Below are 21,405 nucleotides of genomic sequence, written 5' to 3' on the forward strand. Positions count from 1 at the left end.
AGAAGTCGATGGCACGACGCGCAACCGTGCGGACGTTAGGCGACCCGGGTGACCGGCCGGTGCCGCGGAGGCGAACGGACGGCGTCGTGGACTGGGCTGGCGTTCAGCCGGCGGCCAGCCGGCGCAGCGCCTCGGCCCGCACCCCGTCGACGTGGTACGGCGCGGTGAGCGGCTCCAGCACCACCGCGAGCGCCCGCGCGGCGGCGAAGAGCGCGTCCGGCGCCGCCGCGGACGGAACCGCCAGCTCGATGCCGGCCGGTGCCGGAACGTCGGCGTTCTCGGCACTGACCGCCCCGAACGATGGATAGTCGATGCCGGCTACGGCCGCGTGCAGCCGCCATGCGCCGGTGCGGGCCTCGTGCAACGCCTCCAGCGCCCGCCAGACCCGGCCGCGTCCGGCGTGCTTGGCGACGTCCGACAGCGCCCACCAGGACAGGAACGCCCACTCGCGCCGCTGCTCGTCGGTGGCCCGCAGCACCGGCGGCTCGTACGGCTGCGACAGCCGGCCGGACCGGTCCAGCAGCGCCTTCGCCCCCGGAGGCAGGCCGGGCCGGTTCTCCGCCGGCGTCACGACGAGGCTGAGCTGGCGGCCGTCGGCGTACTGGACCACCAGGTGGTCGGCGGGCCGCTCGGGGCTGCCGAGGTGCTGGATGTGTTCGTCGGCGACGACGGCGAACGTGCGGGCCGCGGCCAGCGCGGCGTCGCGGCGGTCCTCGTACGAGGCGCCGTCGTCGAGCTCCACGCCCAGGCCGGCGTCGATGTCGGACAGCGCGTCACCGGCGCCGCGGCCCAGCGAACCGGCGAGCTCCAGCCAGTCGCACCACGGTGTTCCCTCGGCCCACCGGGTCAACGACTCGACGATCTCCCACGGCCCGGATGCGTCGCCCACACGCCAGACCCTAACGTCTCGATCTGCGGGGGCCGGTGGGCGTTGACGGCCCACCGGTGGGTGCTGACGGCCGCGACGGGCGCTCGCAGCTGCTGGCGCAGCTCAGCCCTCACGCAGCGACAGCGCCATGGCCTCCAGGGCCAGCAACGGCAGGGCGTTGGCCTGCAGTGCCTCGCGGGCGGCGACCACGGCCTCCATGCGGCGCAGCGTGGCCCCGGGTGTTCCGGAGCGGGCCAGCCGGTCGATGGACGGACGCATCTCCTCGTTGACCAGCTCGGTGCGCACGCCCATCTGCAGCATCATGACGTCGCGGTACAGCGCCAGCACGTCGACCAGGGCGCGGTCGATGGAGTCGCGCTGGACCCGGGTGCGGCGCAGCTTCTGCTCGCGCTCCAGCTCCTTGACCGCTGCCTCCATGTTGCGCGGCTTGCGGCCGGTGCTGCCCGCGCCCAACGCCTTACGCAGCTCCTCGACCTCACGCTCGTCCAGCGCGTCGCAGTGCTTCTCGGCGTCGGCCTTGGCCGCCTCGACCAGGTTCGCCGCGGCGTCGAGGCACTGGCGGATGTCGGCGAGGGCGAACGGCAGCCGCAGCACCTCGTCCCGGCGCGCCCGCACGTCGGGGTCGGTGGCCAACGCCCGGGCCCGGCCGACGTGGCCCTGCGACGCCCGGGCGGCGAACTCGGCGGTGGGGAGGTCGACGTCTTCGTTGTCGGCCAGGAAGCGGGCGACGTCGGCGTACGGCGGAGTGCGCAGCTGCACCACCCGGCAGCGGGACCGGATGGTCGGCACGATGTCCTCGGCGGTGGGGGCGCAGAGCATCCACACCGTCCGCTCCGGCGGCTCTTCCACCGACAGCAGCAGGGCGTCGGCGGCGTCCTCCCCCAGCCGGTCGGCGTCCTCGACCACCACGATCTGCCAGCGGCCCCGGGCCGGGCGCAGCGCCGCCCGCGGCACGAGGTCGCGGACCTGGCTGATGCGGATGTTGAGGCCCTGCGTGACCAGACTCGCGACGTCCGGGTGGGTGCGCGCGCGGACGTCGGCGCAGTCGGAGCATTCGCCGCAGCCGCCGTTGGGGCACTGCAGCGCCGCCGCGAACGCCCGCGCCACGACCGAGCGGCCGGAGCCGGGCGGCCCCGTGAACAGCCAGGCGTGCGTCATGGCACCTCGCGGCCCACCGGTCAGGTACCCGGCTGCGTCGGCGACGGTGCGCTGCAGGGCGGGCACGACGCGCTGCCCGACGACGGCGTCCCAGACACTCACGGGCGCACCTTGTCGACGGCGACGGCGATGTCGGCGGCCACGTCGCGCGGCGAGCGGGCGGCGTCGACGACGAGGTACCGCTCCGGCTGTGCGGCGGCGAGGTCGAGGAACGCCTGCCGCACCCGCTCGTGCACATGACCGGGCTCGCGCTCGATGCGGTCGACATAGCCCTGCCGCTCCACCCGGTCGCGGCGAGCAGCCTCGTCGAGGTCGAGCAGGACGGTGAGGTCGGGCTCGAGCCCGCCGGTGGCGAACGCGGAGATGGCGGCGACCTGATCGCGGCCCAGCCCGCGGCCCTCACCCTGGTACGCGATCGACGAGTCGATGTACCGGTCGACCAGCACGACGGCGCCGCGTTCCAGTGCCGGCCGGATGACGTGGGCGACGTGATCGGCGCGGTCGGCGGCGAACAGCAGCGCCTCCGCCCGCGGGTCCAGCTCGCCGCCGTCGAGCACGATGGCCCGCACCTGCGGCCCGATGCGGGAGTCGCCCGGCTCGCGGGTGACGACCACGTCGCAGCCCTGAGCGCGCAGGTGCTCGGCCAGCAGCCCGAGCTGGGTGGTCTTGCCGGCTCCGTCGCCGCCCTCGAAGGCGACGAACAGCCCTCGCGGTCCGGTCACGCGGCCAGCGTAGTGAATGGCACCGACATTCCCCAGCCGGACCGCGCCATGCGCGCCGTGCGCTCGCCTCCCCCGCGTTGATCTTGGAGCCCTTCGGACATCTATCGGACATTCCGGGCGGCATTCGGCGGACACCTCCAAGATCAACGCGTGCGTCGGTCGGACGGTGGCGGATCACGGCCCAGGAATGGGCCCTGCCGGCGGGTGGAGGTAGCCCCACCACTCCCCTGAGATCAACCCTGAGGTAACCCTGAATTAGCCCTCGCGGCGTTGCCCGGCGTGGGTCCGGACCACAAGAGTGGAGGTCATGGACCTGTTGTCGTTCGTCAGTGTGCCCCTCGCCGCGTATCTGATCCTCGCGGCGTTCGTGGCCTTCGACGCGATGGTCCCGGCGCTGCCGGGCGAGGTCCTCGTCGTCTCGGCCGGCGCGCTCTCCGCGGCCGGACACCTCGACGTCGGATGGGCGGTCGTCGCCGCCACCGCGGGAGCCATCGCCGGGGACCTGGCGGTCTACGGCCTCAGCCGGCGGGCCCTGCCCGGCGCTCTCGGCCGAACCCGGCTGGGGCGGCGGATCGTCGAACGCATCGAGCGCGCCCACGCCCGCATGGGCTCGACCAGCGCGGTGGCCATCACCGCCGCACGCTTCGTCCCGCTCGGCCGGACGGCGGTGGCGGCGGCGGCCGGCATCGCCGGGGTTCGCCCGCGCCGCTTCGCCACCTTCGCGTTCGCGGGTTGCCTGCTGTGGGCCGGCTGGACGGTCGGACTCGGCTACGTCACCGGCACCGTGACGGATGCCCCGCTGTGGTTGCAGGTGGCCATCGGCGCGGCCGTCGGAGTGCTGGTCGGGGTCTGGGCCGGCGCCGCACACACGGTGATCCGGACCCGTCGCCGGATGTCGCAGCGGGCCCGGGCCGGCGCCGCTGTGGACCACCCGCCGGAGGAGCCGTCGCCGTCACGGCTTCCGGAGCTGGTCGGCTGATCCCGGCCGCCCACACCAGGACTCTTACCGCTGCACCAGGCATGCATCCCTGGTGGAGCGGGTGCACCCATGGTGGACGTGATCATTTCCGGTTCTACTCGGGCTTCCCGGGGCGGGGAAGGGTGCCGCGCACAGGGGCGGACGGGCGGGCCGGGCGAGCCGCCGGGCGGCGGCCGGGCTCGGGCGGCGACCACGCGTCGGGCTCGTCGACCCAGCCGGCGAAGAGCACGAGGCCGCTGTCGCGGTGCGTGGCGAGGAAACCGAACGGCCGGTCATAGCTGACCGCGAGACCTCGCGAGTTGTGGACCGGCATCGAGACGGTGCGCAGCCCGATGGCGGTGACCGCGGCCGCCTCGAATCCCGTGGCACTGAAGACGGCGACCGCGGACTGCCGGGCCTGGTCGACCCGCAGCGGCACCGGGCCGATGGCGGGGAAATGACCGCGGTCGGTGCCGCTGACCGTGCGCAGGCCGAAGACCGCGGCGTTCTCCATGAGGTCGTGGTCGGACCGGACGGTGAACCGCGCGGTCGTCACCGCGAGGCTCGGCCGCTGTGCGGACACGACGGCGACGCCTGGCCAGCCGGAACCGGCGCCGTCGCCGTCGCCGGCCAGGAGCTCGCCCCCGGTGCGAACCTCGCCTGACTCGGTGCCGGTCACCAGCGGGAGCGCCGCGGCCAGCAGGTCGGCGCCGACGCGGCTGTCCTCGCCGAGCACCAGGTGGACGTCGAGGCCGTTCGTCCCGGCGATCCGCGTGACGGTGAGCGGTCCGGCCGTGGTCGTGGCGAGCCGGAGGTCGTCGAGGTCGGGACCGGTGCGCTTCAGCCCGGCCAGCGGGCGCCCCGACCAGGCGCCGGCACTGGGCACCAGCCGCTCGTCGGTGAACTTGCGCTCCCAGGTGGTGCGCAGCGCGAGTGCCGTGGCCAGGGTGAGCATCAGCTCCGGGCCGGTGCGCACCGGGAACCGCTCGATGAGTCCGCCGGTGCGCTCGCTGGCCCAGGCGTCGAGCATCGGCTGGTCGATCGCGGCGTCGCCGGCCAACTCGCCGTAACTGCCGGGCGGCAGGGTGTCGCGCCACTCCTGGCGCACATGAGCGGCGGCTTGTGCCCACAGTCCCAGTGCGGCCTCGACGCCGTCGAGGTCGGCCAGCGCCTTGAGGAGGTCGCGGGCGGCGTCCATGGCCTCGTCAGCGGGCAGCCCGACGGCGTCGGCCAGTTCGTCCCGGCCGGGCTCGTCGGCGGACGCGGCGAGAATGGCCAGCAGCGGCCACAGGCCGGCGCCGGACACCACCCCGGCCCCCCTGGTACGCCGCAGCCAGGCGGCGGTGAGCTGGTTGACCTCGGACGCGTGCAGGCTCATACCTCGACACTACGCGGACCCGCCGCCCGCGGAAGACGATCACGCCGCGGCGTCGGACGACGTCGGCGGAGCGCAGTGCCGCCGCCGAATCAGGGAGAACGCGACGGCCCGGCCCGCCGATGCCAGCGGAACCGGGCCGAAACCAGCCAGATCAGGAGCGGGAGCGAGCCCGCGCCGCGCGCTTGCGGGGCGCGGGACCCTTCGCCCGCTTCTCCGCGATCAGCTCGACGGCGCGCTCGTGGGTGAGCTGCTCGACGTCGGTGCCGCGTGGAATGGTCACGTTCGTCTCGCCGTCGGTGACGTAGGGGCCGAACCGTCCGTCCTTGACCACCAGCGGTTTCCCGGAGGCCGGGTCGGTGCCGAGCTCACGCAGCGGCGGAGTGGCGGCACGGGCGCCGCGTCGGCCCTTGGGCTGGGCGAACAGCTTCTCGGCGTCCTCGACCGTGACGGTGAAGAGGGACTCCTCGTCCGGCAGCGAGCGGGAGTCGGTGCCCTTCTTAACGTACGGGCCGTAGCGGCCGTTGGTGGCGATGATCTCCTTGCCCTCGGCGTCCGTGCCGACCACCCGCGGCAGCGTCAGGAGCTTCAGCGCCTCCTCGAGCGTCACCGTCTCGACCGACATGGTGCTGAACAGCGAGGCCGTCGGCGGCTTGGCGTTCTTGGGCGCGTCGTCGGGCAGGATCTCGGTGACGTAGGGGCCGTAGCGGCCCGACTTCGCCACCACGGTGCGACCGGTGTCCGGGTTGACGCCCAGCTCACGATCGCCGTTGCCGCGGCTGACCAGCTCGCGGGCGGTCTCGACGTCGAGCTCGTCGGGCGGCAGGTCTTCGGGAACACTGCCGCGGTTGCCCTCGGCGTCCTCGATGTACGGGCCGTAGCGGCCAACCCGGACGGTGTAGCCCTCGCCGATGGGGAACGACGAGATCTCGCGGGCATCGATCTCGCCGAGGTTGTCGGCGAGCTTCTTGAGGCCGTCGACGCTGTCGTCGCCGTGCCAGAACTGGGCCAGTTCTGCGGCCCGGTCGGCGCGGCCGCCGGCGATGTCGTCGAGCACGTCTTCCATGCGGGCGGTGAACGTATAGTCGACGAGGCGGGTGAAGTGCTCCTCGAGCAGCCGCACGACGGCGAAGGCCAGCCAGGCCGGCACCAGCGCGTTGCCGCGCTTGAACACGTAGCCGCGGTCGAGGATGGTGCGGATGATCGACGCGTACGTGGACGGCCGGCCGATCTCTCGGTCCTCGAGCTCCTTGACCAGCGTGGCCTCGGTGTAGCGGGCCGGCGGCTTGGTGGTGTGGCCCTCGGGCTCGACCTCGGTGGCGGTGAGGCCCTGCCCCTCGGACAGGTGCGGCAGCCGGCGCTCGCGGTCGTCGAGCTCGGCCTCGGGATCGTCGGCGCCCTCGACGTAGGCCTTCAGGAAGCCGTGGAACGTGATGGTGCGACCGGACGCCGTGAATTCGACGTCCTCGCCGCTGGTGGCCGTGGCACCGACGCGGACGGTGAGCGTCTCGCCCTTCGCGTCGCGCATCTGGGAGGCGACGGTGCGCATCCAGATGAGCTCGTAGAGCCGGTACTCGTCACCGGTCAGCCCGGTCTCGCCCGGGGTGCGGAAGCTGTCGCCGGCCGGGCGGATCGCCTCGTGCGCCTCCTGGGCGTTCTTCACCTTGCTGGTGTAGCGGCGCGGGGTGTCGGGCAGATACTGCGAGCCGTAGAGCTCGGCGACCTGCGCCCGGGCAGCGTTGAGCGCGGCGTCCGACAGCGTGATGGAGTCGGTACGCATATAGGTGATGAAGCCGTTCTCGTACAGCCGCTGGGCCACCTGCATGGTGCGGGCGGCGCCGTAGCCCAGCTTCCGCGAGGCCTCCTGCTGCATGGTGGTGGTGCGGAACGGCGCGTACGGCTTGCGGGTGTACGGCTTGGCCTCGACCGAGCGGACGGTGTAGTCGACGTCGCCGAGCGCGGCGGCGAGGGCGCGGGCGCGCTCTTCGTCGAGCACGACGACGTCGCGGTTCTTGACCTGGCCGCGGGCGTCGAAGTCGCGCCCGCTGGCCACTCGGGAGCCGTCGACGGTGGAGAGCTTGGCCTCGAACGCGCTGGGTTCCTGCGCGGAACCGGCGTCCCCGGTCTCCAACGTGGCGGTCAGGTCCCAGTACGACGCCGAGCGGAACGCCATCCGCTCACGCTCGCGGTCCACCACGAGCCGGGTGGCGACACTCTGCACGCGGCCGGCGGACAGGCCCTGCATGACCTTGCGCCACAGCACCGGAGAGACCTGGTAACCGTAGAGCCGGTCGACGATGCGGCGGGTCTCCTGAGCGTCGACGAGGTCCTCGTCGATCTCGCGGGGGTTGTCGACAGCGGCCCGGATGGCGTCGCGGGTGATCTCGTGGAAGACCATGCGCCGCACCGGCACCTTGGGCTTGAGCTCCTCGCGCAGGTGCCACGCGATGGCCTCGCCCTCGCGGTCCTCATCGGTGGCGAGCAGGAGCTCGTCGGCGTCCTTGAGCATCGACTTGAGCTTCTTGACCTGATCCTTGGCCCGGCCGGCCGGAACGATGTAGAGCGGTTCGAAGCCGCCCTCGACGTCGACACCCACGGGGTTGCCGTAGCGGTCACGGTGAGCCGCCGGCACCTCGGTCTTCTTCGACGGAAGGTCTCGGATGTGACCGAACGACGACTCCACCATGTAGCCGTCGCCAAGGTAGCCCGCGATGGTCTTGGCCTTCGCCGGCGACTCCACGACCACCAGACGGCGCCGCACCGCCGCCCCGTTCGTGGATCGGGCCATGGATGCTCCTTTACGTCCTGGGCGCGCTGAACCGACCCCTTCGGCTCATGAACGATTCTCCCTGCGACAACGCACGGTATCCGACGTTGTTCCCGAGAAGCGAAGGAGATAACCGCAAAGAGACCTTTGCAAACTTCTCTTTGCGGTCGTACGGTGAGTGGCATGGCTCTATCCAGCAAGTGGATCAACGACGTCGAGACGCTGCGCGCGTTCGCCCATCCGCTGCGCATGAAATTGCTCGGCCGGTTACGCAGTCACGGCCCCGCGACGGCGTCCGAGCTGGGCCGCCATTTCGACGAGTCGAGCGGCTCGACGTCCTATCACCTGCGCCAGCTGGAGCGGTTCGGCTTCGTGGTCGAGGACACCGAACAGCCGTCGCGGCGCGAACGTCGCTGGCGCGCGGCCCACGACGTCACCAGCTGGCGGACCAGCGACTTCGCCGACACCGAAGCGGGCCTGGCGGCTGAGGCGGTCCTGCGTCGCCAGCAGCTGGACATCATGCTCGGCCGGCTGGAGCAGTGGCAGTCCGAGCGGCACGAGTGGGACCCCGCCTGGCTCGACGCGGCTGGCCACTCCGACATGCTGATGTTCGTCCGGCCCGACGACCTGCGCGCGCTCACCGCCGAACTCGAGGCGGTGGTCGCCCGCTACGTCGAGAGCCCGCGCCCCGCGGACGACCCGGACGCCGCGCAGGTCTCGCTGCACCTGCTGGCCATTCCGTCCCGGGACCGGTCATGACCACCCTCGGTCCTGAGACGGCCCGGCGCCGCTTCCTGCTTCTCCTGGCGCTGCGATGGCTCCCGACCGGTTTGATCATCCCGATCGTCGCGCTGCTTCCCCTCGAACGCGGCGTGACGCTCGGGCAGCTCGGCTTCGTGATCGCCGCGCAGGGCTTCATGGTGCTGGCGTTGGAGCTGCCCACCGGCGGGCTGTCCGACTCGCTGGGCCGGCGGCCGGTCATGGTCGCATCCGGTGTCGTCAACGTCGGCGTGCTCGCGCTGCTGTTCACCGCCGACGGCTTCGCCGCGTTCGCCGTCGCGTACGCGTTGCAGGGGGTCTACCGCGCCCTCGACAGCGGCCCGCTGGAGGCGTGGTACGTCGACACCGCGCTGGCACACGATGCGGCGGCGGACATCTCCCGCGGACTGTCCCGCGGCGGCGCGGTGGTCGGCGCGGCGGTGGCAGCGGGTGCGCTGGGCGCCGGCGGCCTGATCGCCCTGGACCCGCTGCCCGAGGTGGATGCCCTGGCGGTCCCGGTGCTCGCGGCCCTGGTGGTCCAGGTGGTGGCGGTCGTGGCCACGGCCGTCCTCATGGCGGAGACCCGGACGGCGCGCGGCTGGCGGGCGGTCGCCGGGTCGGTGCGGCGCGTACCCCGCGTCGTCGGCGAGAGCATCGGCCTGCTGCGCGGCTCGAAGGTGCTGCTGGCACTGATCTGCGTCGAGTTGTCCTGGGGCTTCGGCATGGTGACCTTCGAGTCGATGATGCCGATCCGGCTGACCGAGGTGGTCGGCGACGCGGACCGGGCGGCGGCGATCATGGGACCGGTGGCGTCGGCTGCCTGGGGATTCTCGGCGGTGGGCGCCGCCATGGTTCCGCTGCTGTCGCGGCGGATCGGGGTGCCGCTGACAGCGGCGCTGCTGCGCGTGCTCCAAGGCGTGACCGTGGTGGGCATGGCACTGTTCGCGGGCCCGGTTGGGCTGATCGCGGCCTTCTTCGCCACGTACGTCATGCACGGGGCGTCGAACCCCATGCACATGACACTGCTGCACCAACAGGTCACCAGCGCGCACCGGACCACCGTCGCGTCGCTGAACTCGATGGTGTCGCAGCCGGCCGGCTCGATCGGAGGCATCGTGCTGATGGCCATCGCCGGCGCTCTGTCGGTCAGCGCGGCCATGGCGGTCGGCGCGGTCGTGCTGGCACTGGCCGCGCCACTCTACCTGCCGGCCTACCGCGCCGAGCGGGCCCGGAAGGCCGCGACCGTCGACGAAGAGCCGGCCGCCGTCACGTGAGCGTCATCTCCTCACGTGCGGCGGCCGCCGCTCACCGCGCCGGTGGCCGCGGACCGAAGACGGCCGACCCGACCCGCACCATGGTCGCGCCCTCCGCGACCGCGGACTCCAGGTCTCCGCTCATGCCCATGGACAGCACCGGAAGCTCCAGCCCGACGGCGTCCCGGGCCCGGTCGCGCGCCTGCCGCAGCGCGCGGTAGGACGCCCGGACGGCGTCGGCGTCGGGCGACTGCAGCCCCACCGTCATCAGGCCGCGCACCCGCAGCCGGTCGCGCCGGGCCACCGCGGCGACCAGCTCGACCGCCTCGCCCGGCGCGACGCCGAACTTGCTCGTCTCACCGGACGTGTTCACCTGGATCAGCACCTCGAGGGTCCGGTCCAGGGCTTCGAGGCGGCGCTGCAGCCGGTCGGCCAGGTCCGCCCCGTCGACCGACTGCACGCAGCTGACGTATCGCAACACCTGGTTGACCTTGTTCGTCTGCAGGTGCCCGATGAAGTGCCGCTCGCAGGGCAGGGCGGCCAGCGCGGCGTCCTTCTCCGCGAGTTCCTGCACCCGGTTCTCACCGATCAGCCGGGCTCCGGCGGCGATCGCGGCCGCCACCCGCTCGGCCGGCTGGGTCTTCGTCGCCAGCAGCAACCGCACGTCGTCCGGGGACCGCCCGGCAGCCCGGCACGCGTCGTCGACGCGCGCCCGTACCGCGGCGTAGTTGGCGCGGATGTCCGACTCGGCCAGCATCGATCCCCTTCCGTCGCCGTCTCCGACGGCCTCTAGAGTTCCTGCCGTGACGGTACTCGTCGGCTGCATCGTTGCCCTTGGCATGGTGGTGATCGTGCCGCTCGGTCTCCGGCTCCTCGACGACGACGAGCGCCGGCTCAGCCCGGTCGGCCAGGTGTGGCCGTACGCCGGCGCGGCGGGCGCGCTCTCGCTGCTGCTGGAGCGCGGCGCATGGTTCACGGTCGCGCTCGCCGGCTGCTACGCGGCGGTCACGGCGTGGCTGGCGGTCCTCGCCGTGCTCCGGCTGGCGCGCCGCCGCTCGCTGGCGCCGGTCGAGGTGGCCGCCCTGACCGCCATGGTGTCCCCGGCCGTGGCGGCCAGCAGCCTGGTGGCCGAGCGCGGCGGCTGGGAGCTGCTCGGCTTCGGTATGACCGTCCACGCGTTGACCGTCGCGCATTTCCACTACGCCGGCTTCGCCGCGGCCCTGGTGGCCGGGCTGGCCACCGTCGTGAGCGGCCGTCGTCATGCCGGCGTTGCCGCCCTCACGGTGCCGGCCGGTATCGCTCTGGTGTTCGCCGGCTACTTCACCGGCGACGACGTCGAGCTGGCCGGCGCCGTGATCCTGACCGCGGGCATGTGGCTGCTGGCCTGGACGCTCTGGCGAGACATCGCGCCCACCCGCGACCGCGTGACCCGGGCGTTGTTCGGCGTCAGCGCGGCGGTGCTGGTGCTGACCATGCTGCTGGCCCTGAGCTGGGCGGCCGGTCACGTCTGGGCCGCCGTGCCGCACCTGTCGCTCAGCTGGATGGCCGCCACTCACGGCGTCGCCAACGCGCTGGGGTTCGCGCTGTGCGGCCTGCTCGCCTGGCGGCGGGTCCAGCGCGCACCGTCCCACCGGTGATCGACAGGGCGGCGCTACCCCTCCACGGGTATCAAGGTCCTGTCGATCACTCGGGGAGGCGGGTCGGCGTGACCCCGGCAACGAAGCTCATGTCCGGGTAGCGGTCTCCCGCGGGCACGATGCCGTCCAGCAGCTCCAGGTCGGCGGCGTCCAGGGTGACGTCCAGCGCCCCGGCGTTCTCCTCCAGGTAGCGGCGCCGCTTCGTGCCCGGGATGGGCACGACGTCGTCGCCCTGCGCCAGCACCCAGGCCAGCGCCAGCTGGCTGGCGGTGACGCCCTTGCGCTCGGCCAGCTCGCGCACGGCTCGCACCAGCTCGAGGTTCTTCGCGAACGCCTCCCCCTGGAACCGCGGGTTCCGGCGGCGGAAGTCGTCGGCGTCGAAGTCGTCCGGCGACGTGATGGTCCCGGTCAGGAAGCCGCGACCGAGTGGGCTGTACGGCACCAGCCCGATGCCCAGCTCGCGGCAGGTGCCGATGATGTCGCCCTCGACGTCTCGGCTCCACAACGACCACTCCGACTGCAGCGCGGCGATCGGATGGACGGCGTAGGCACGCCGGATCGTCTCGGCGGCGACCTCCGACAGCCCGAGGTAGCGCACCTTGCCGGCCTGGACGAGCTCGGCCATGGCGCCGACGGTGTCCTCGATCGGGGTCTCCGGGTCGGCGCGGTGCAGGTAGTACAGGTCGATGTGGTCGACGCCGAGTCGCCGCAGCGAGGCGTCACAGGCGGCCCGGGCGTAACCGGGACTGCCGTCGAACCCGCGGCGCACCGGGTCGGCGGGATCGCGGATGATGCCGAACTTCGTCGCCAGCACGACTTCGTCGCGGCGGCCGGCGATGGCCCGGCCGACCATTTCCTCGTTGGTGTGCGGGCCATAGACGTCGGCGGTGTCAAGGAACGTCACGCCCAGGTCGAGGGCCCGGTGGATGGTGGCGACGGACTCGTCCTCGTCGCGGGTGCCGTAGAACTCGCTCATGCCCATGCAGCCGAGACCGAGGGCGGAGACGGTGAGACCGGAGCGCCCGAGGGCGCGCTGAGGTAGGGACACGGTGGTACTCCCGGAATGTGAGGGTCGGCGCGGACGGCGTCAGGGCCGCGCGCTGCCGCCGTACTTCGCGATCTTGAAGTCGACCACGTCGAGCGCGACGCGCAGCGCCTCCATGCGCACCCGCACCGCCTCCCGGTGCTTCTTCAGCAGGTCCAGGCGGTCCGGTTCGGTGGCCGGGCCGGCCTCGGCCAGCTCGAAGTACCGCTGGATGTCACGGATGGGCATGTCGGTCTGCCGCAGCCGGGTGATGAACACGACCCGGTCGACGTCGTCCGGGGTGGAGTGCCGGCGCCCGGCGGAGTCGCGCGGGATGTCCAGCAGTCCGATGCGCTCGTAGTAACGCAGTGTGTGCGCGGTGATGCCGGTCCGCTCGGCCACCTCGGAGATGGTCTCGGTGGGGCCGGTGATGGTGGTCTCACGCACGTCGAGGGTGGTCACGTCATCGACGGTAGGGGTTGGAGTGCACTCCAAGTCAAGACGTCCGGCGCTCTTCCGCCGAGAGGTAGCGCTCCTGCTGCCAGCGGACGGCGAGTTGGGTGCGGCTCGCGCAGCGCGTAGCGGCCAGGACCCGCGTGACGTGCTTCTGCGGCGGACGACAGGACGCGAGAACACGCTCCGCGGCCGTGGGTTCCACACCTCTGTATGCGTGGACCGCTCGCGCCCGCGCAAGCAAGCACCGCGATCTTCCACCTTGGGGCCATGGCCGCCGGCACCGCGGCCCCGGCATGGTCGGCGTGATCCTCGGACCGGACCGCCGGGCGAGGTCGACTCGAAGGAGCGAAGGTCATGAACGAGTTCGACGGAAAGGTGGCGCTGGTGACCGGGGCCGCCCGGGGTATCGGCCGGGCCGCGGCCGCGACGCTGGCCGAGGGCGGGGCGGACATCGCGGTGCTCGACATTGCCCGCTGCGACCGCCGCGGAGACGGCGGGTGTGTCGCGTACGTCCGCTTCGATGACGAGAGCCCGCCGGCGGGCCTTGCGCACCAGGTCCGCGGGACGCCTTCGACGTCATGTGGGCATCCGCGTGCTGATCGTCGAGCCGGGTGCCTTCCGCACCTCCTTCGCCGGACCGGCGCTGCGGTCGACCGCGGCCATGCCCGATTACGAGGCGACCGTCGGCAACAGCCGAGCGGCGCTCGCCGCCATGGACGGCGTTCAGCCGGGTGACCCCGACAAGGCCGCGGCGGCGACGCTCGCGGCACTGCGGCTACCGGCGCCGCCGCTGCGGCTGGCGCTCGGCGACGACGCGGTGGCCGGGATCCGCGCCCAGCTCGCCGCCGTCGCCGACGATCTCGACCGGACCCATCGGCTCGGCACCGGTGCGGCGACAGCTCACTCGGTGCCGAACATCTGCGTCCAGCGCAGGCCGCCGTCGCCATCGGCCACGCCCACCCCGATGGCCTGGGAGTCGCAGTTCAGGATGTTGGCCCGGTGACCCTCGCTGTTCATCCAGCCGTCGACGACGTCCGCCGCCGTCGCGTACCCCATCGCGATGTTCTCCCCGGACCAGCGCTCGTAGCCGGCCTGCTCCGCCCGGTCGCCCGGGCCCGCGCCGTCCGGGCTGGTGTGGTCGAAGTAGTCGCGTTCGACCATGTCCTCGCTGTGCAGCTGGGCCGCCTCGGTCAGCCGGTCGTCGGGTCGCAGGGCCGGGCAGCCGTGGTCGGCACGCACATCGTTGGTCAGCTCGACGACCTCGCCGGCGAGCGAAGGTTCCGGCTCGTCGACCTCCTCGTCCGGCTCCGGTTCGTCCGGCTCCGGGTCCGCGGGCTCGGTCGGCTCGTCCGGGGGTGCGGCCGTCTGTTCCGGTTCAGCGGTGGTGGGTTCGGCCGTCGGTTCCGGAGCTGCCGTCGTCTCCACGGGCTCGGCGGACGGCGTGGGCTCGGCGGTGTGCGTCGGCTCGGCCGGTGCTGCCGATGGGGACGGCGTGGTGTCGTGCGGCGTGGGCGACGACTCGGTCCCCGGCCGCGGCTCGATGGTCGACAGCTCGCGGACCGCACTCGGTTCGTCGTCGGCGCACCCGGCAAGCGCGAGGCAGACCACGGCCACGACGACGGCCGGCCTCGCCCGCATGCGCTCTCCTCCCGCAGGACAACGCAGGACATCGTGCCCGGGCTCGTCCGGTCGAAACCTCCCGGACCGAGGCGGTCAGAGTGTGCTCAGCCAGGCCCAGACGATGCGGCCGGCGCGGTCCAGCTGGGCCGGGTCGACGACGGCGGGCACGTCGCCGGGCGAGTGGTAGCCGTCGTACGGGATGCTGCCGAGCCGCGCCGACGGGAGGTCCACCTTCTCGAACGACCAGTGGTCGCTGGCGCGGTTCTCACAGGTCTGCACCGGGACGTCGACCGTGCCGGCGGCGGCGACGAGGGCGTCGCGCAACGCGGTGGTGCCGCGGCCGCCGGTGCACACCGGCACGTGATCGGCGGGCACGCCGACGCGGTCCAGCGACACCATGCCGGCCAGCGCGGCCGCCTGCGCCGCCGGCAGCTCGCGCACATAGTGCTGGGAGCCGAAGTGGTGAAGGTCGTCGCCCTCGCCCCGGGGTTCCTCGGCGCCGAACGCGATGAACCGCACCGGAACGCCGGGCGGTTGCGCGGCTGCCAGCCGGGCGAGTTCGAGGACGACGGCGACGCCGGAGGCGTTGTCCTCGGCGCCGGGCGCCTGCGGGACGGTGTCGAGGTGCGCACCGACGACGACGTGCGGCTGCGCCGGGTCGAACCCGGGTGAGTCGGCGATGACGTTGGTGGACGTCCCGGCATCGACCGGCACGCCCCAGGAGTTCCCGGCCGGCACCTCGAACGGGTCGGTGCTCACCTGATAGCCCAGGGCGGTGAACCGGTCGACGACGAAGCTCGCGGCCTGGTGGAACGCGGGCGACGTGCCCTCCCGCGGGCCGATGCTGCCGGCCAGGTGCTCGATGTCGGCCAACGCGGCGGCCGGATCGAACACGGCCGGCGTGGGGGTGGGCGTGGGACTCGGGGTCGGCGTCGCGGTGGCCGTCGGCGTCTCAGGTGCCGGCGACGACGCGGACGGCGGGTCCGCCGGAGCCGAGGTCTGCGTGCCGGACTCGCCGTCGGACCCGCCGCACGCGGACGCCGTCAGGGCGGCGGCTGCGGCGACCGCCACGGGCCACCGGGAGGGGTACCTGGCCACTCTGCATGGTACGTCGGTCAGTCGTCGCAGAGCCGCTCGCCGGGCACCGTGGGGACGTGCCCGGCGCCGTCGCGGACCAGCCGTTCGAGCGCGGCGACCAGCCGGTCGACGTCACCGGCCCGGGAGCCGAGCCCGAAGCTGGCCCGCAGTGCACCGTCCGGCCGGCCCAGCCGGGCCAGCAAGGGGTGTGCGCAGAAGCGGCCGTCGCGCACCCCGATGCCGTGCTCGGCGGAGAGGTAGGCCGCGACGTGGGCGGCGTCCCAGCCGTCGACGGAGAACGCCACGACACCGATGACCGATGCGCTGTCCGGCCAGATGCGGTGCAGCCGCACACCGTCGATGCGTGACAGTCCCGCGATCAGCCGCCGGCGCAGCGCGGATTCGTGCTGCTCGACGACACCTTCCGGCAGCGCCTCGATGACCTGGCAGGCGCGCGCCAGCGCGGCGGCACCGACGACGTTCGGGGACCCCGCCTCGTGCCTGGCCGGTGCCGGGCCCCAGCGGGTCTCCTCGACGCTGACCTCGCGGACGGCGCCGCCACCGGCCAGGTAGGGCTCGCCGGCGTCGAGCCAGTCCCGCCGCCCGACCAGCACACCGGCCCCGAACGGCGCATACAGCTTGTGTCCCGAGAACGCGACGTAGTCCACCTGCGAGGCCACCAGGTCGATGCGGCGGTGCGGGGCGAGCTGGGCGGCGTCGACACAGATGCGCGCGCCGTTACGGTGCGCCAGCCTGGCGAGCAGGCCCAGCGGGAGCTGCTCACCCGTGACGTTCGACGCCCCGGTGACCGCCAACAGCGCGGCCGGCCGGCGCGCCAGCTCTGCCTCCAGTCGGGCCAGCGTCCGTTCCAGGGTGGGCGCGGCCTCGACCACGCGGTGCGCGCCACGCTGCCAGGGCAGCAGGTTGGCGTGGTGCTCGACGTCCAGCACCACCACCTCACCCGGCACGCAGCCGGCCAGCAGGTTCAGCGAATCGGTGGTGTTGCGGGTGAACACGACGACGTCGTCCGGCCGGGCGCCGACGAAGCGGGCGACGGTCTCCCGCGCGTCCTCGTACAGCCGGGTGGACAGCTGCGAGGCGTACCCGGCGCCACGGTGCACGCTCGCGTAGAACGGCAGGATCTCCGTGACATGGTCGGCCACTGCCTGCAGCGCGGGTGCGCTGGCGGCGTAGTCGAGGTTGACGTACCTGCATTCGCCACCGCCGGCCAACGGCGCCCGAAGGTCCGCTCCGACCACGGGAAGCAACGGCTGCCGCGGTGCCCTGACGAGCTCCGGCGGGACGGCTGGCGACCCCGGCGCCGTCCTCGACGGGACGGTGGCGGCGCTGGTACAGGGAAGGTCGGTGACGGTCACAGAGCACTCCTCGCTGGTCGAGGGGCCCGATGCCGGGCCCGCGCTTGCCGCCTCAGGACCGAGGGCGGCCGGGTCGTCACCCGGGGCACCCCACCGCGGAGGAGGGTTGCCGGCCAGCTAGCCGGGGCTTGACGCTGGCGCTCATGACCTTGGCGGTGAGCATAACCGCCCTCGGACGATCAGTCCATGATTCGAACGTCTTCGTCCCGCTATGCGAGATTCCTGTGGCCGATTCGACCTGGCCGCTTTGCAATGGACACCAATACGCACCACCGGCCGACACTCGACCTCAGCCGCGCCGCCCAGACGGCGATGGCGGGTGGCTTAGTGGTGCCAGGACGCCACCAAACCGCCCGCCATGGTGAGCCGCTCGGCGGCTGCCGGCGAGGCGTCACGGACCGGTGCCTACAGGTGCTCATTGCAGAGCGGCCCGGAGACCTACCCCAGCCAGGGCGGGAACGCGCGGGTCGGGTTCGCCCCCGCCGGGAGCAACCCGGCAGAATGCGTCTGACGCCCGCACGAGAGAGTGGAACAACCCCTGTGACGAACACGGTCCAACTGTCGGTCGAGCAGCGCATCGCCGACGAGCTCGGCGTCCGCGAACACCAGGTCCTGGCCACGGTGGCGCTGCTCGACGAAGGCGCCACCGTCCCATTCATCGCCCGGTACCGCAAGGAGAAGACCGGCGCGCTCGACGACGCCCAGCTACGCACGCTGGAAGAGCGGCTGCGCTACTTGCGCGAGCTGGAGGAGCGGCGGACCGCGATCCTCGACTCCATCCGCGAGCAGGGGAAGCTCGACCCCCAGCTCGAGGCGCAGATCATGGCCGCGGACTCCAAGGCCCGGCTCGAGGACATCTACCTGCCGTACAAGCCGAAGCGGCGCACCAAGGCGCAGATCGCCCGCGAGGCCGGGCTGGAGCCGCTGGCGGACGGGTTGCTCGCCGACCCCACTCTGGACCCGCAGGAGACCGCCGCCGCGTACCTGAACGCCGAGGCCGGGGTCGAGGACGCTGCCGCGGCACTCGCCGGCGCCCGGGCCATCCTGGTCGAGCGGTTCACCGAGGACGCCGACCTCATCGGCTCGCTGCGCGAGAAGGTGTGGTCCACCGGCCGCATGGTCGCGAAGGTCCGTGAGGGCAAGGAGCAGGCCGGTGCGAAGTTCGCCGACTACTTCGACGTCGCCGAGCCGCTGACCGCCCTGCCGTCGCACCGGGTGCTGGCGATGTTCCGGGGTGAGAAGGAGGAGATCCTCGACCTCACCGTCGACCCCGCCGCCTCCGACGACGACGCCGCCACACCCGGCCCCACCCCGTACGAGGCCGAGATCGCGGCCCGCTTCGGCATCGTGAACGAGGGCCGGCCGGCCGACCGCTGGCTGGGTGAGACGGTCCGCTGGGCCTGGCGCACCCGGATCATGCTCCGCCTCGACCTCGACCTGCGGATGCGGCTGCGCGAGGCGGCCGAGGAGGAGGCCATCCGGGTCTTCGCCACCAACCTGCGTGATCTCCTGCTGGCCGCGCCCGCCGGCACCCGCGCCACGCTGGGCCTCGATCCGGGGTACCGCACCGGCGTCAAGGTCGCCGTCGTCGACGCCACCGGCAAGGTCGTCGCCACCGACACCATCTACCCGCACCAGCCGCGCGACCGGTGGGCGGAATCGCTGGCCACACTCGACCGGCTGGTCACCCAGCACGGCGTCGAACTGGTGGCCATCGGCAACGGCACCGCCTCGCGCGAGACCGACAAGCTCGCCGCCGAGCTGGTCAGCCGCCACCCCGGCGTCACCAAGGTGATGGTCTCGGAGGCCGGCGCGTCGGTGTACTCCGCGTCGGCGTTCGCCTCACAGGAACTGCCCGACCTGGACGTCTCGCTGCGCGGCGCCGTCTCCATCGCCCGCCGGCTGCAGGACCCGCTGGCCGAGCTGGTGAAGATCGATCCGAAGTCGATCGGCGTCGGCCAGTACCAGCACGACCTGCCCGACCTGTCGCTCTCCCGGTCGCTGGACGCTGTGGTCGAAGACTGCGTGAACGCCGTGGGCGTCGACCTCAACACCGCGTCGACGCCGCTGCTGACCCGGGTGTCCGGCATCACCCCCGGGCTGGCCGACAACATCGTCGCGCACCGCGAGGCGAACGGCCCGTTCCGGTCCCGCACGGCCCTGAAGGAGGTGCCACGGCTGGGCCCGAAGGCGTTCGAGCAGTGTGCCGGCTTCCTGCGCATCCGCGGCGGCGACGACCCCCTCGACTCCTCCAGCGTCCACCCCGAGGCGTACCCGCTGGTGCGGCGCATCGTCGAACGCTCCGGGCGCGACCTCACCGGCCTGCTCGGCGACACCCGGATGCTGCGGGAGTTCCGGCCCAGTGACTTCGCCGACGACACCTTCGGCCTGCCCACCGTCACCGACGTGCTGAAGGAACTGGAGAAGCCCGGCCGCGACCCGCGCCCGTCGTTCAAGACCGCCACGTTCAGCGATGGCGTGGAGAAGATCACCGACCTGACGCCCGGCATGGTGCTGGAGGGCGTGGTCACCAACGTCGCCGGCTTCGGGGCGTTCGTCGACATCGGCGTGCACCAGGACGGTCTCGTGCACGTGTCCGCGATGTCACGGCGGTTCGTGTCCGACCCGCGTGAGGTGGTCAAGCCTGGCGACGTCGTCCGGGTCAAGGTGCTCGACGTCGACGTCGACCGTAAGCGGATCTCGCTGACGCTGAGGCTCGACGACGACGTCACACCCGGCGGACGGCGCTCGCCTGCGGCCGACGACGGCGGACGCGGCCCGGCCGGCGGCGGGCGCGGCGGTGACCGGCGAGGCGGTGGCGGTGGCCGCGGCGGTGACCGGCGAGGCGGCCGCGCACCACGCGACGGACGCGGTGGCCAGGCCGCGCCGGGCGGCGCCATCGCCGATGCGTTCCGGCGCGCCGGCTACGGCAAGTGAGTCTTCGCTGACGGACGGGGAGCGGGCCGTCTCAATACTGGTTGGGCAACTCGAGGAAGAGCGCGAGGATAGCCTCGACCTCGGCCAGGTCGGTGGGGTTGATCTCGGCGAGAAATCGGATGAGCCGCTTCGTCGACACTGTCCTGATCTGCTCGACCTGTACGTAGGACGCTTCTGCGAGGGTGCCGACGATCTCGACGCGTGTCGGGTACGGGCGCTTGGCCGTGGTGATCGGCAGCACCGTGACCAGTTGCGATCCCGAGAACGTGTCCCCGCTGATGACCAGTAGCGGGCGCCGATAGGTCTGCTCATGACCAATCGGGTTGCCGAGATCGCCGCTCCAGATCTGGCCGCGGCGTGGATTCACGGCTCGATGCCGTCGGTCAAGGTCTCCGCGAAGACCTCGGCCTCGGCTGCGAGGTCCGCGCGAGCCTCAGGCGTGGTCATGGTGCGTTCGACCTCGGCCCAGAACTTCTCCCGCCGCGCAGCCACTAGGTCACGACGAACGAGGTCAGTGACGTATGCCGACAGCGATGTTCCCTGATCCTTCGCCCGCCGACGAGCCGCGTCTGCGAGGTCGTCCGGCATGCGCGCCTGAATAAGCACTGTCATACCTACACCATAGTCAGGATGACGTCATCGACACATACACAACCACATGCACTCAGACATACCGTGGAGCGTTTGGTGTCAGAGGCCGGTACCTAGCCGGGGCTCGAACGCGGACACCCAGAACACCCGGTGGCCGGCGTCGTAATCGTGGATCAGTGCGGCGCTGCCGGGGCGTAGCTCGTCGGAGCCGCGCTGGCGCACCTCGATGACGAGCAATGCACCGTCGGCGCCGGTGACCTCGGCCTGCCCGGTGTCCGGTCCGACCCGGGCGGACCGGACGACGCACACGTTGCCGACCAGGTCCGCCGGGTCGTGGACCGGGCCACGACGCAACGCCCGGCGGATCGGAACCGCCAGCGCGGCGGTCCCAGCCCAGGCCAGCGCGACCGCTGCGAGCAGGATGCCCATGGACGCGGCGAGACTCGGCGGCGGGTCGGCCGGCTCGTCGACCACCGCGGCCGTCGCGACGAGGCTGACGATCCACGCCACCGCGATCAGCAGCGACACGACCAGGCTCAGCGGCAGCCCACCGAGCCCGACCGCGGAGCGCAAACCGACACCGTCGACGGCGGGCCGTTCGAGCACGGTGCCGGACACCATGACCAACAGCCAGTAGACGAGCACCGCCAGCATCAGGAACGTGAACGGCAGCACCGGAAGCGTCATCGCGGCGTCGAACACCTCGTTCACCGGTACCGCACTGCCCTTCCGCCCCCGAAACGAAATGTCCACCTTCAGGGTTCGTCCGCGCAGGTGGTCGAAGAGTTGATCGTACCGTCGGCGAC

The 21,405-nt window shown here is 72.5% G+C and carries 20 protein-coding genes, 1 pseudogene and 1 riboswitch; of the genes and pseudogenes, 7 read left to right on the forward strand and 14 right to left on the reverse strand.

Features of this window, described 5'->3' with window-relative positions; all coding sequences use genetic code 11:
• Positions 1-103: 103 nt before the first annotated feature.
• From JIAGA_RS0125325 to tmk, 3 genes are all read right to left on the reverse strand, one after another.
• The gene (locus JIAGA_RS0125325) at positions 104-889 is read right to left on the reverse strand and encodes a hypothetical protein (protein ID WP_026877818.1); all 786 of its coding nucleotides are present in this window, start codon (positions 887-889) and stop codon (positions 104-106) included.
• 102 nt (positions 890-991) lie between these two features.
• A complete protein-coding gene (locus JIAGA_RS0125330; RefSeq protein ID WP_026877819.1) occupies positions 992-2,149 on the reverse strand; it encodes a DNA polymerase III subunit delta' in 1,158 nt (385 codons plus the stop codon).
• The gene (gene tmk, locus JIAGA_RS0125335) at positions 2,146-2,769 is read right to left on the reverse strand and encodes a dTMP kinase (protein ID WP_026877820.1); all 624 of its coding nucleotides are present in this window, start codon (positions 2,767-2,769) and stop codon (positions 2,146-2,148) included. Before tmk ends, JIAGA_RS0125330 begins: the two co-directional genes overlap by 4 nt.
• A gap of 307 nt (positions 2,770-3,076) precedes the next feature.
• Between tmk and JIAGA_RS32350 the strand changes: the two genes are divergently transcribed.
• Complete coding sequence (locus JIAGA_RS32350; RefSeq protein ID WP_051426498.1) at positions 3,077-3,748, forward strand: DedA family protein; 672 nt, start codon at positions 3,077-3,079, stop codon at positions 3,746-3,748.
• 94 nt (positions 3,749-3,842) lie between these two features.
• Here the strand turns inward: JIAGA_RS32350 and JIAGA_RS32355 are convergent, their stop codons facing one another.
• Together JIAGA_RS32355 and topA are read right to left on the reverse strand one after the other, a co-directional pair.
• Positions 3,843-5,105, reverse strand: a complete 1,263-nt coding sequence (locus JIAGA_RS32355) for a serpin family protein (RefSeq protein WP_051426499.1) — start codon at positions 5,103-5,105, stop codon at positions 3,843-3,845.
• A 151-nt stretch (positions 5,106-5,256) separates the two neighbouring features.
• Complete coding sequence (gene topA / locus JIAGA_RS32360; protein ID WP_051426500.1) at positions 5,257-7,890, reverse strand: type I DNA topoisomerase; 2,634 nt, start codon at positions 7,888-7,890, stop codon at positions 5,257-5,259.
• Between the two features lie 162 nt (positions 7,891-8,052).
• Between topA and JIAGA_RS0125355 the strand changes: the two genes are divergently transcribed.
• Positions 8,053-8,628, forward strand: coding sequence for an ArsR/SmtB family transcription factor (locus JIAGA_RS0125355; RefSeq protein WP_051426501.1), 576 nt, complete (start codon positions 8,053-8,055; stop codon positions 8,626-8,628).
• Positions 8,625-9,902, forward strand: a complete 1,278-nt coding sequence (locus JIAGA_RS32365; RefSeq protein ID WP_157553518.1) for an MFS transporter — start codon at positions 8,625-8,627, stop codon at positions 9,900-9,902. Before JIAGA_RS0125355 ends, JIAGA_RS32365 begins: the two co-directional genes overlap by 4 nt.
• Before the next feature lie 31 nt (positions 9,903-9,933).
• Here JIAGA_RS32365 and JIAGA_RS0125365 read toward each other — a convergent pair whose 3' ends face one another.
• Complete coding sequence (locus JIAGA_RS0125365; RefSeq protein WP_051426502.1) at positions 9,934-10,638, reverse strand: YggS family pyridoxal phosphate-dependent enzyme; 705 nt, start codon at positions 10,636-10,638, stop codon at positions 9,934-9,936.
• Between the two features lie 46 nt (positions 10,639-10,684).
• Between JIAGA_RS0125365 and JIAGA_RS0125370 the strand changes: the two genes are divergently transcribed.
• A complete protein-coding gene (locus JIAGA_RS0125370) occupies positions 10,685-11,518 on the forward strand; it encodes a YndJ family protein (protein ID WP_026877823.1) in 834 nt (277 codons plus the stop codon).
• Between the two features lie 46 nt (positions 11,519-11,564).
• Here JIAGA_RS0125370 and JIAGA_RS0125375 read toward each other — a convergent pair whose 3' ends face one another.
• Complete coding sequence (locus JIAGA_RS0125375) at positions 11,565-12,500, reverse strand: aldo/keto reductase (RefSeq protein WP_051426503.1); 936 nt, start codon at positions 12,498-12,500, stop codon at positions 11,565-11,567.
• A gap of 105 nt (positions 12,501-12,605) precedes the next feature.
• Positions 12,606-13,004, reverse strand: a complete 399-nt coding sequence (locus JIAGA_RS35095) for a MerR family transcriptional regulator (protein ID WP_051426504.1) — start codon at positions 13,002-13,004, stop codon at positions 12,606-12,608.
• 348 nt (positions 13,005-13,352) lie between these two features.
• Between JIAGA_RS35095 and JIAGA_RS35855 the strand changes: the two are divergent.
• Together JIAGA_RS35855 and JIAGA_RS35860 are read left to right on the forward strand one after the other, a co-directional pair.
• A pseudogene (locus tag JIAGA_RS35855) lies at positions 13,353-13,454 on the forward strand (SDR family NAD(P)-dependent oxidoreductase); the annotation flags it as partial.
• Between the two features lie 136 nt (positions 13,455-13,590).
• Entirely contained in the window at positions 13,591-14,001 is a 411-nt protein-coding gene (locus JIAGA_RS35860; protein ID WP_169738782.1) for a Rossmann-fold NAD(P)-binding domain-containing protein, read from the forward strand.
• On the opposite strand, the gene JIAGA_RS32375 is transcribed toward JIAGA_RS35860, so the two are convergent.
• The 3 genes from JIAGA_RS32375 to JIAGA_RS32380 form a co-directional block, all read right to left on the reverse strand.
• On the reverse strand, positions 13,899-14,636 hold the full coding sequence (locus JIAGA_RS32375; RefSeq protein WP_051426505.1) for a CAP domain-containing protein: 738 nt from the start codon (positions 14,634-14,636) through the stop codon (positions 13,899-13,901). The genes JIAGA_RS35860 and JIAGA_RS32375 overlap by 103 nt on opposite strands.
• 75 nt (positions 14,637-14,711) lie before the next feature.
• Entirely contained in the window at positions 14,712-15,689 is a 978-nt protein-coding gene (locus tag JIAGA_RS0125395) for a M28 family metallopeptidase (RefSeq protein ID WP_084470111.1), read from the reverse strand.
• A gap of 44 nt (positions 15,690-15,733) precedes the next feature.
• Positions 15,734-17,071, reverse strand: a complete 1,338-nt coding sequence (locus JIAGA_RS32380) for an aminotransferase class V-fold PLP-dependent enzyme (protein ID WP_051426506.1) — start codon at positions 17,069-17,071, stop codon at positions 15,734-15,736.
• 35 nt (positions 17,072-17,106) lie between these two features.
• Positions 17,107-17,220: riboswitch (SAM riboswitch) on the reverse strand.
• A 352-nt stretch (positions 17,221-17,572) separates the two neighbouring features.
• On the opposite strand from JIAGA_RS32380, the gene JIAGA_RS0125405 reads away from it, so the two are divergent.
• Positions 17,573-20,008, forward strand: a complete 2,436-nt coding sequence (locus tag JIAGA_RS0125405) for a Tex family protein (RefSeq protein ID WP_051426507.1) — start codon at positions 17,573-17,575, stop codon at positions 20,006-20,008.
• 31 nt (positions 20,009-20,039) lie between these two features.
• Here JIAGA_RS0125405 and JIAGA_RS0125410 read toward each other — a convergent pair whose 3' ends face one another.
• From JIAGA_RS0125410 to JIAGA_RS0125420, 3 genes are all read right to left on the reverse strand, one after another.
• Positions 20,040-20,375, reverse strand: coding sequence for a type II toxin-antitoxin system PemK/MazF family toxin (locus tag JIAGA_RS0125410; protein ID WP_026877828.1), 336 nt, complete (start codon positions 20,373-20,375; stop codon positions 20,040-20,042).
• Positions 20,372-20,500 (reverse strand): hypothetical protein, encoded by a 129-nt coding sequence (locus JIAGA_RS36045; protein ID WP_281172743.1) that lies wholly within the window; start codon positions 20,498-20,500, stop codon positions 20,372-20,374. The genes JIAGA_RS0125410 and JIAGA_RS36045 overlap by 4 nt, the downstream gene beginning before the upstream one ends.
• Positions 20,501-20,698: 198 nt before the next feature.
• Positions 20,699-21,310: a hypothetical protein gene (locus JIAGA_RS0125420; protein ID WP_026877829.1), complete on the reverse strand. Its 612-nt coding sequence runs from the start codon at positions 21,308-21,310 to the stop codon at positions 20,699-20,701.
• Positions 21,311-21,405: the final 95 nt, after the last annotated feature.

Source organism: Jiangella gansuensis DSM 44835, assembly GCF_000515395.1.
In the GTDB taxonomy this organism is placed as follows: domain Bacteria; phylum Actinomycetota; class Actinomycetes; order Jiangellales; family Jiangellaceae; genus Jiangella; species Jiangella gansuensis.

Excerpts from the sequence above, each read along its gene's own strand:
- JIAGA_RS32355 (WP_051426499.1), bottom strand. The coding sequence starts at position 5,105 with ATGAGCCTGCACGCGTCCGAGGTCAACCAGCTCACCGCCGCCTGGCTG.
- JIAGA_RS32375 (WP_051426505.1), bottom strand. The coding sequence starts at position 14,636 with ATGCGGGCGAGGCCGGCCGTCGTCGTGGCCGTGGTCTGCCTCGCGCTT.
- topA (WP_051426500.1), bottom strand. The coding sequence starts at position 7,890 with ATGGCCCGATCCACGAACGGGGCGGCGGTGCGGCGCCGTCTGGTGGTC.
- JIAGA_RS32350 (WP_051426498.1), top strand. The coding sequence starts at position 3,077 with ATGGACCTGTTGTCGTTCGTCAGTGTGCCCCTCGCCGCGTATCTGATC.
- JIAGA_RS0125355 (WP_051426501.1), top strand. The coding sequence starts at position 8,053 with ATGGCTCTATCCAGCAAGTGGATCAACGACGTCGAGACGCTGCGCGCG.
- JIAGA_RS0125365 (WP_051426502.1), bottom strand. The coding sequence starts at position 10,638 with ATGCTGGCCGAGTCGGACATCCGCGCCAACTACGCCGCGGTACGGGCG.
- JIAGA_RS0125375 (WP_051426503.1), bottom strand. The coding sequence starts at position 12,500 with ATGGGCATGAGCGAGTTCTACGGCACCCGCGACGAGGACGAGTCCGTC.
- JIAGA_RS0125405 (WP_051426507.1), top strand. The coding sequence starts at position 17,573 with ATGCGTCTGACGCCCGCACGAGAGAGTGGAACAACCCCTGTGACGAAC.
- JIAGA_RS32365 (WP_157553518.1), top strand. The coding sequence starts at position 8,625 with ATGACCACCCTCGGTCCTGAGACGGCCCGGCGCCGCTTCCTGCTTCTC.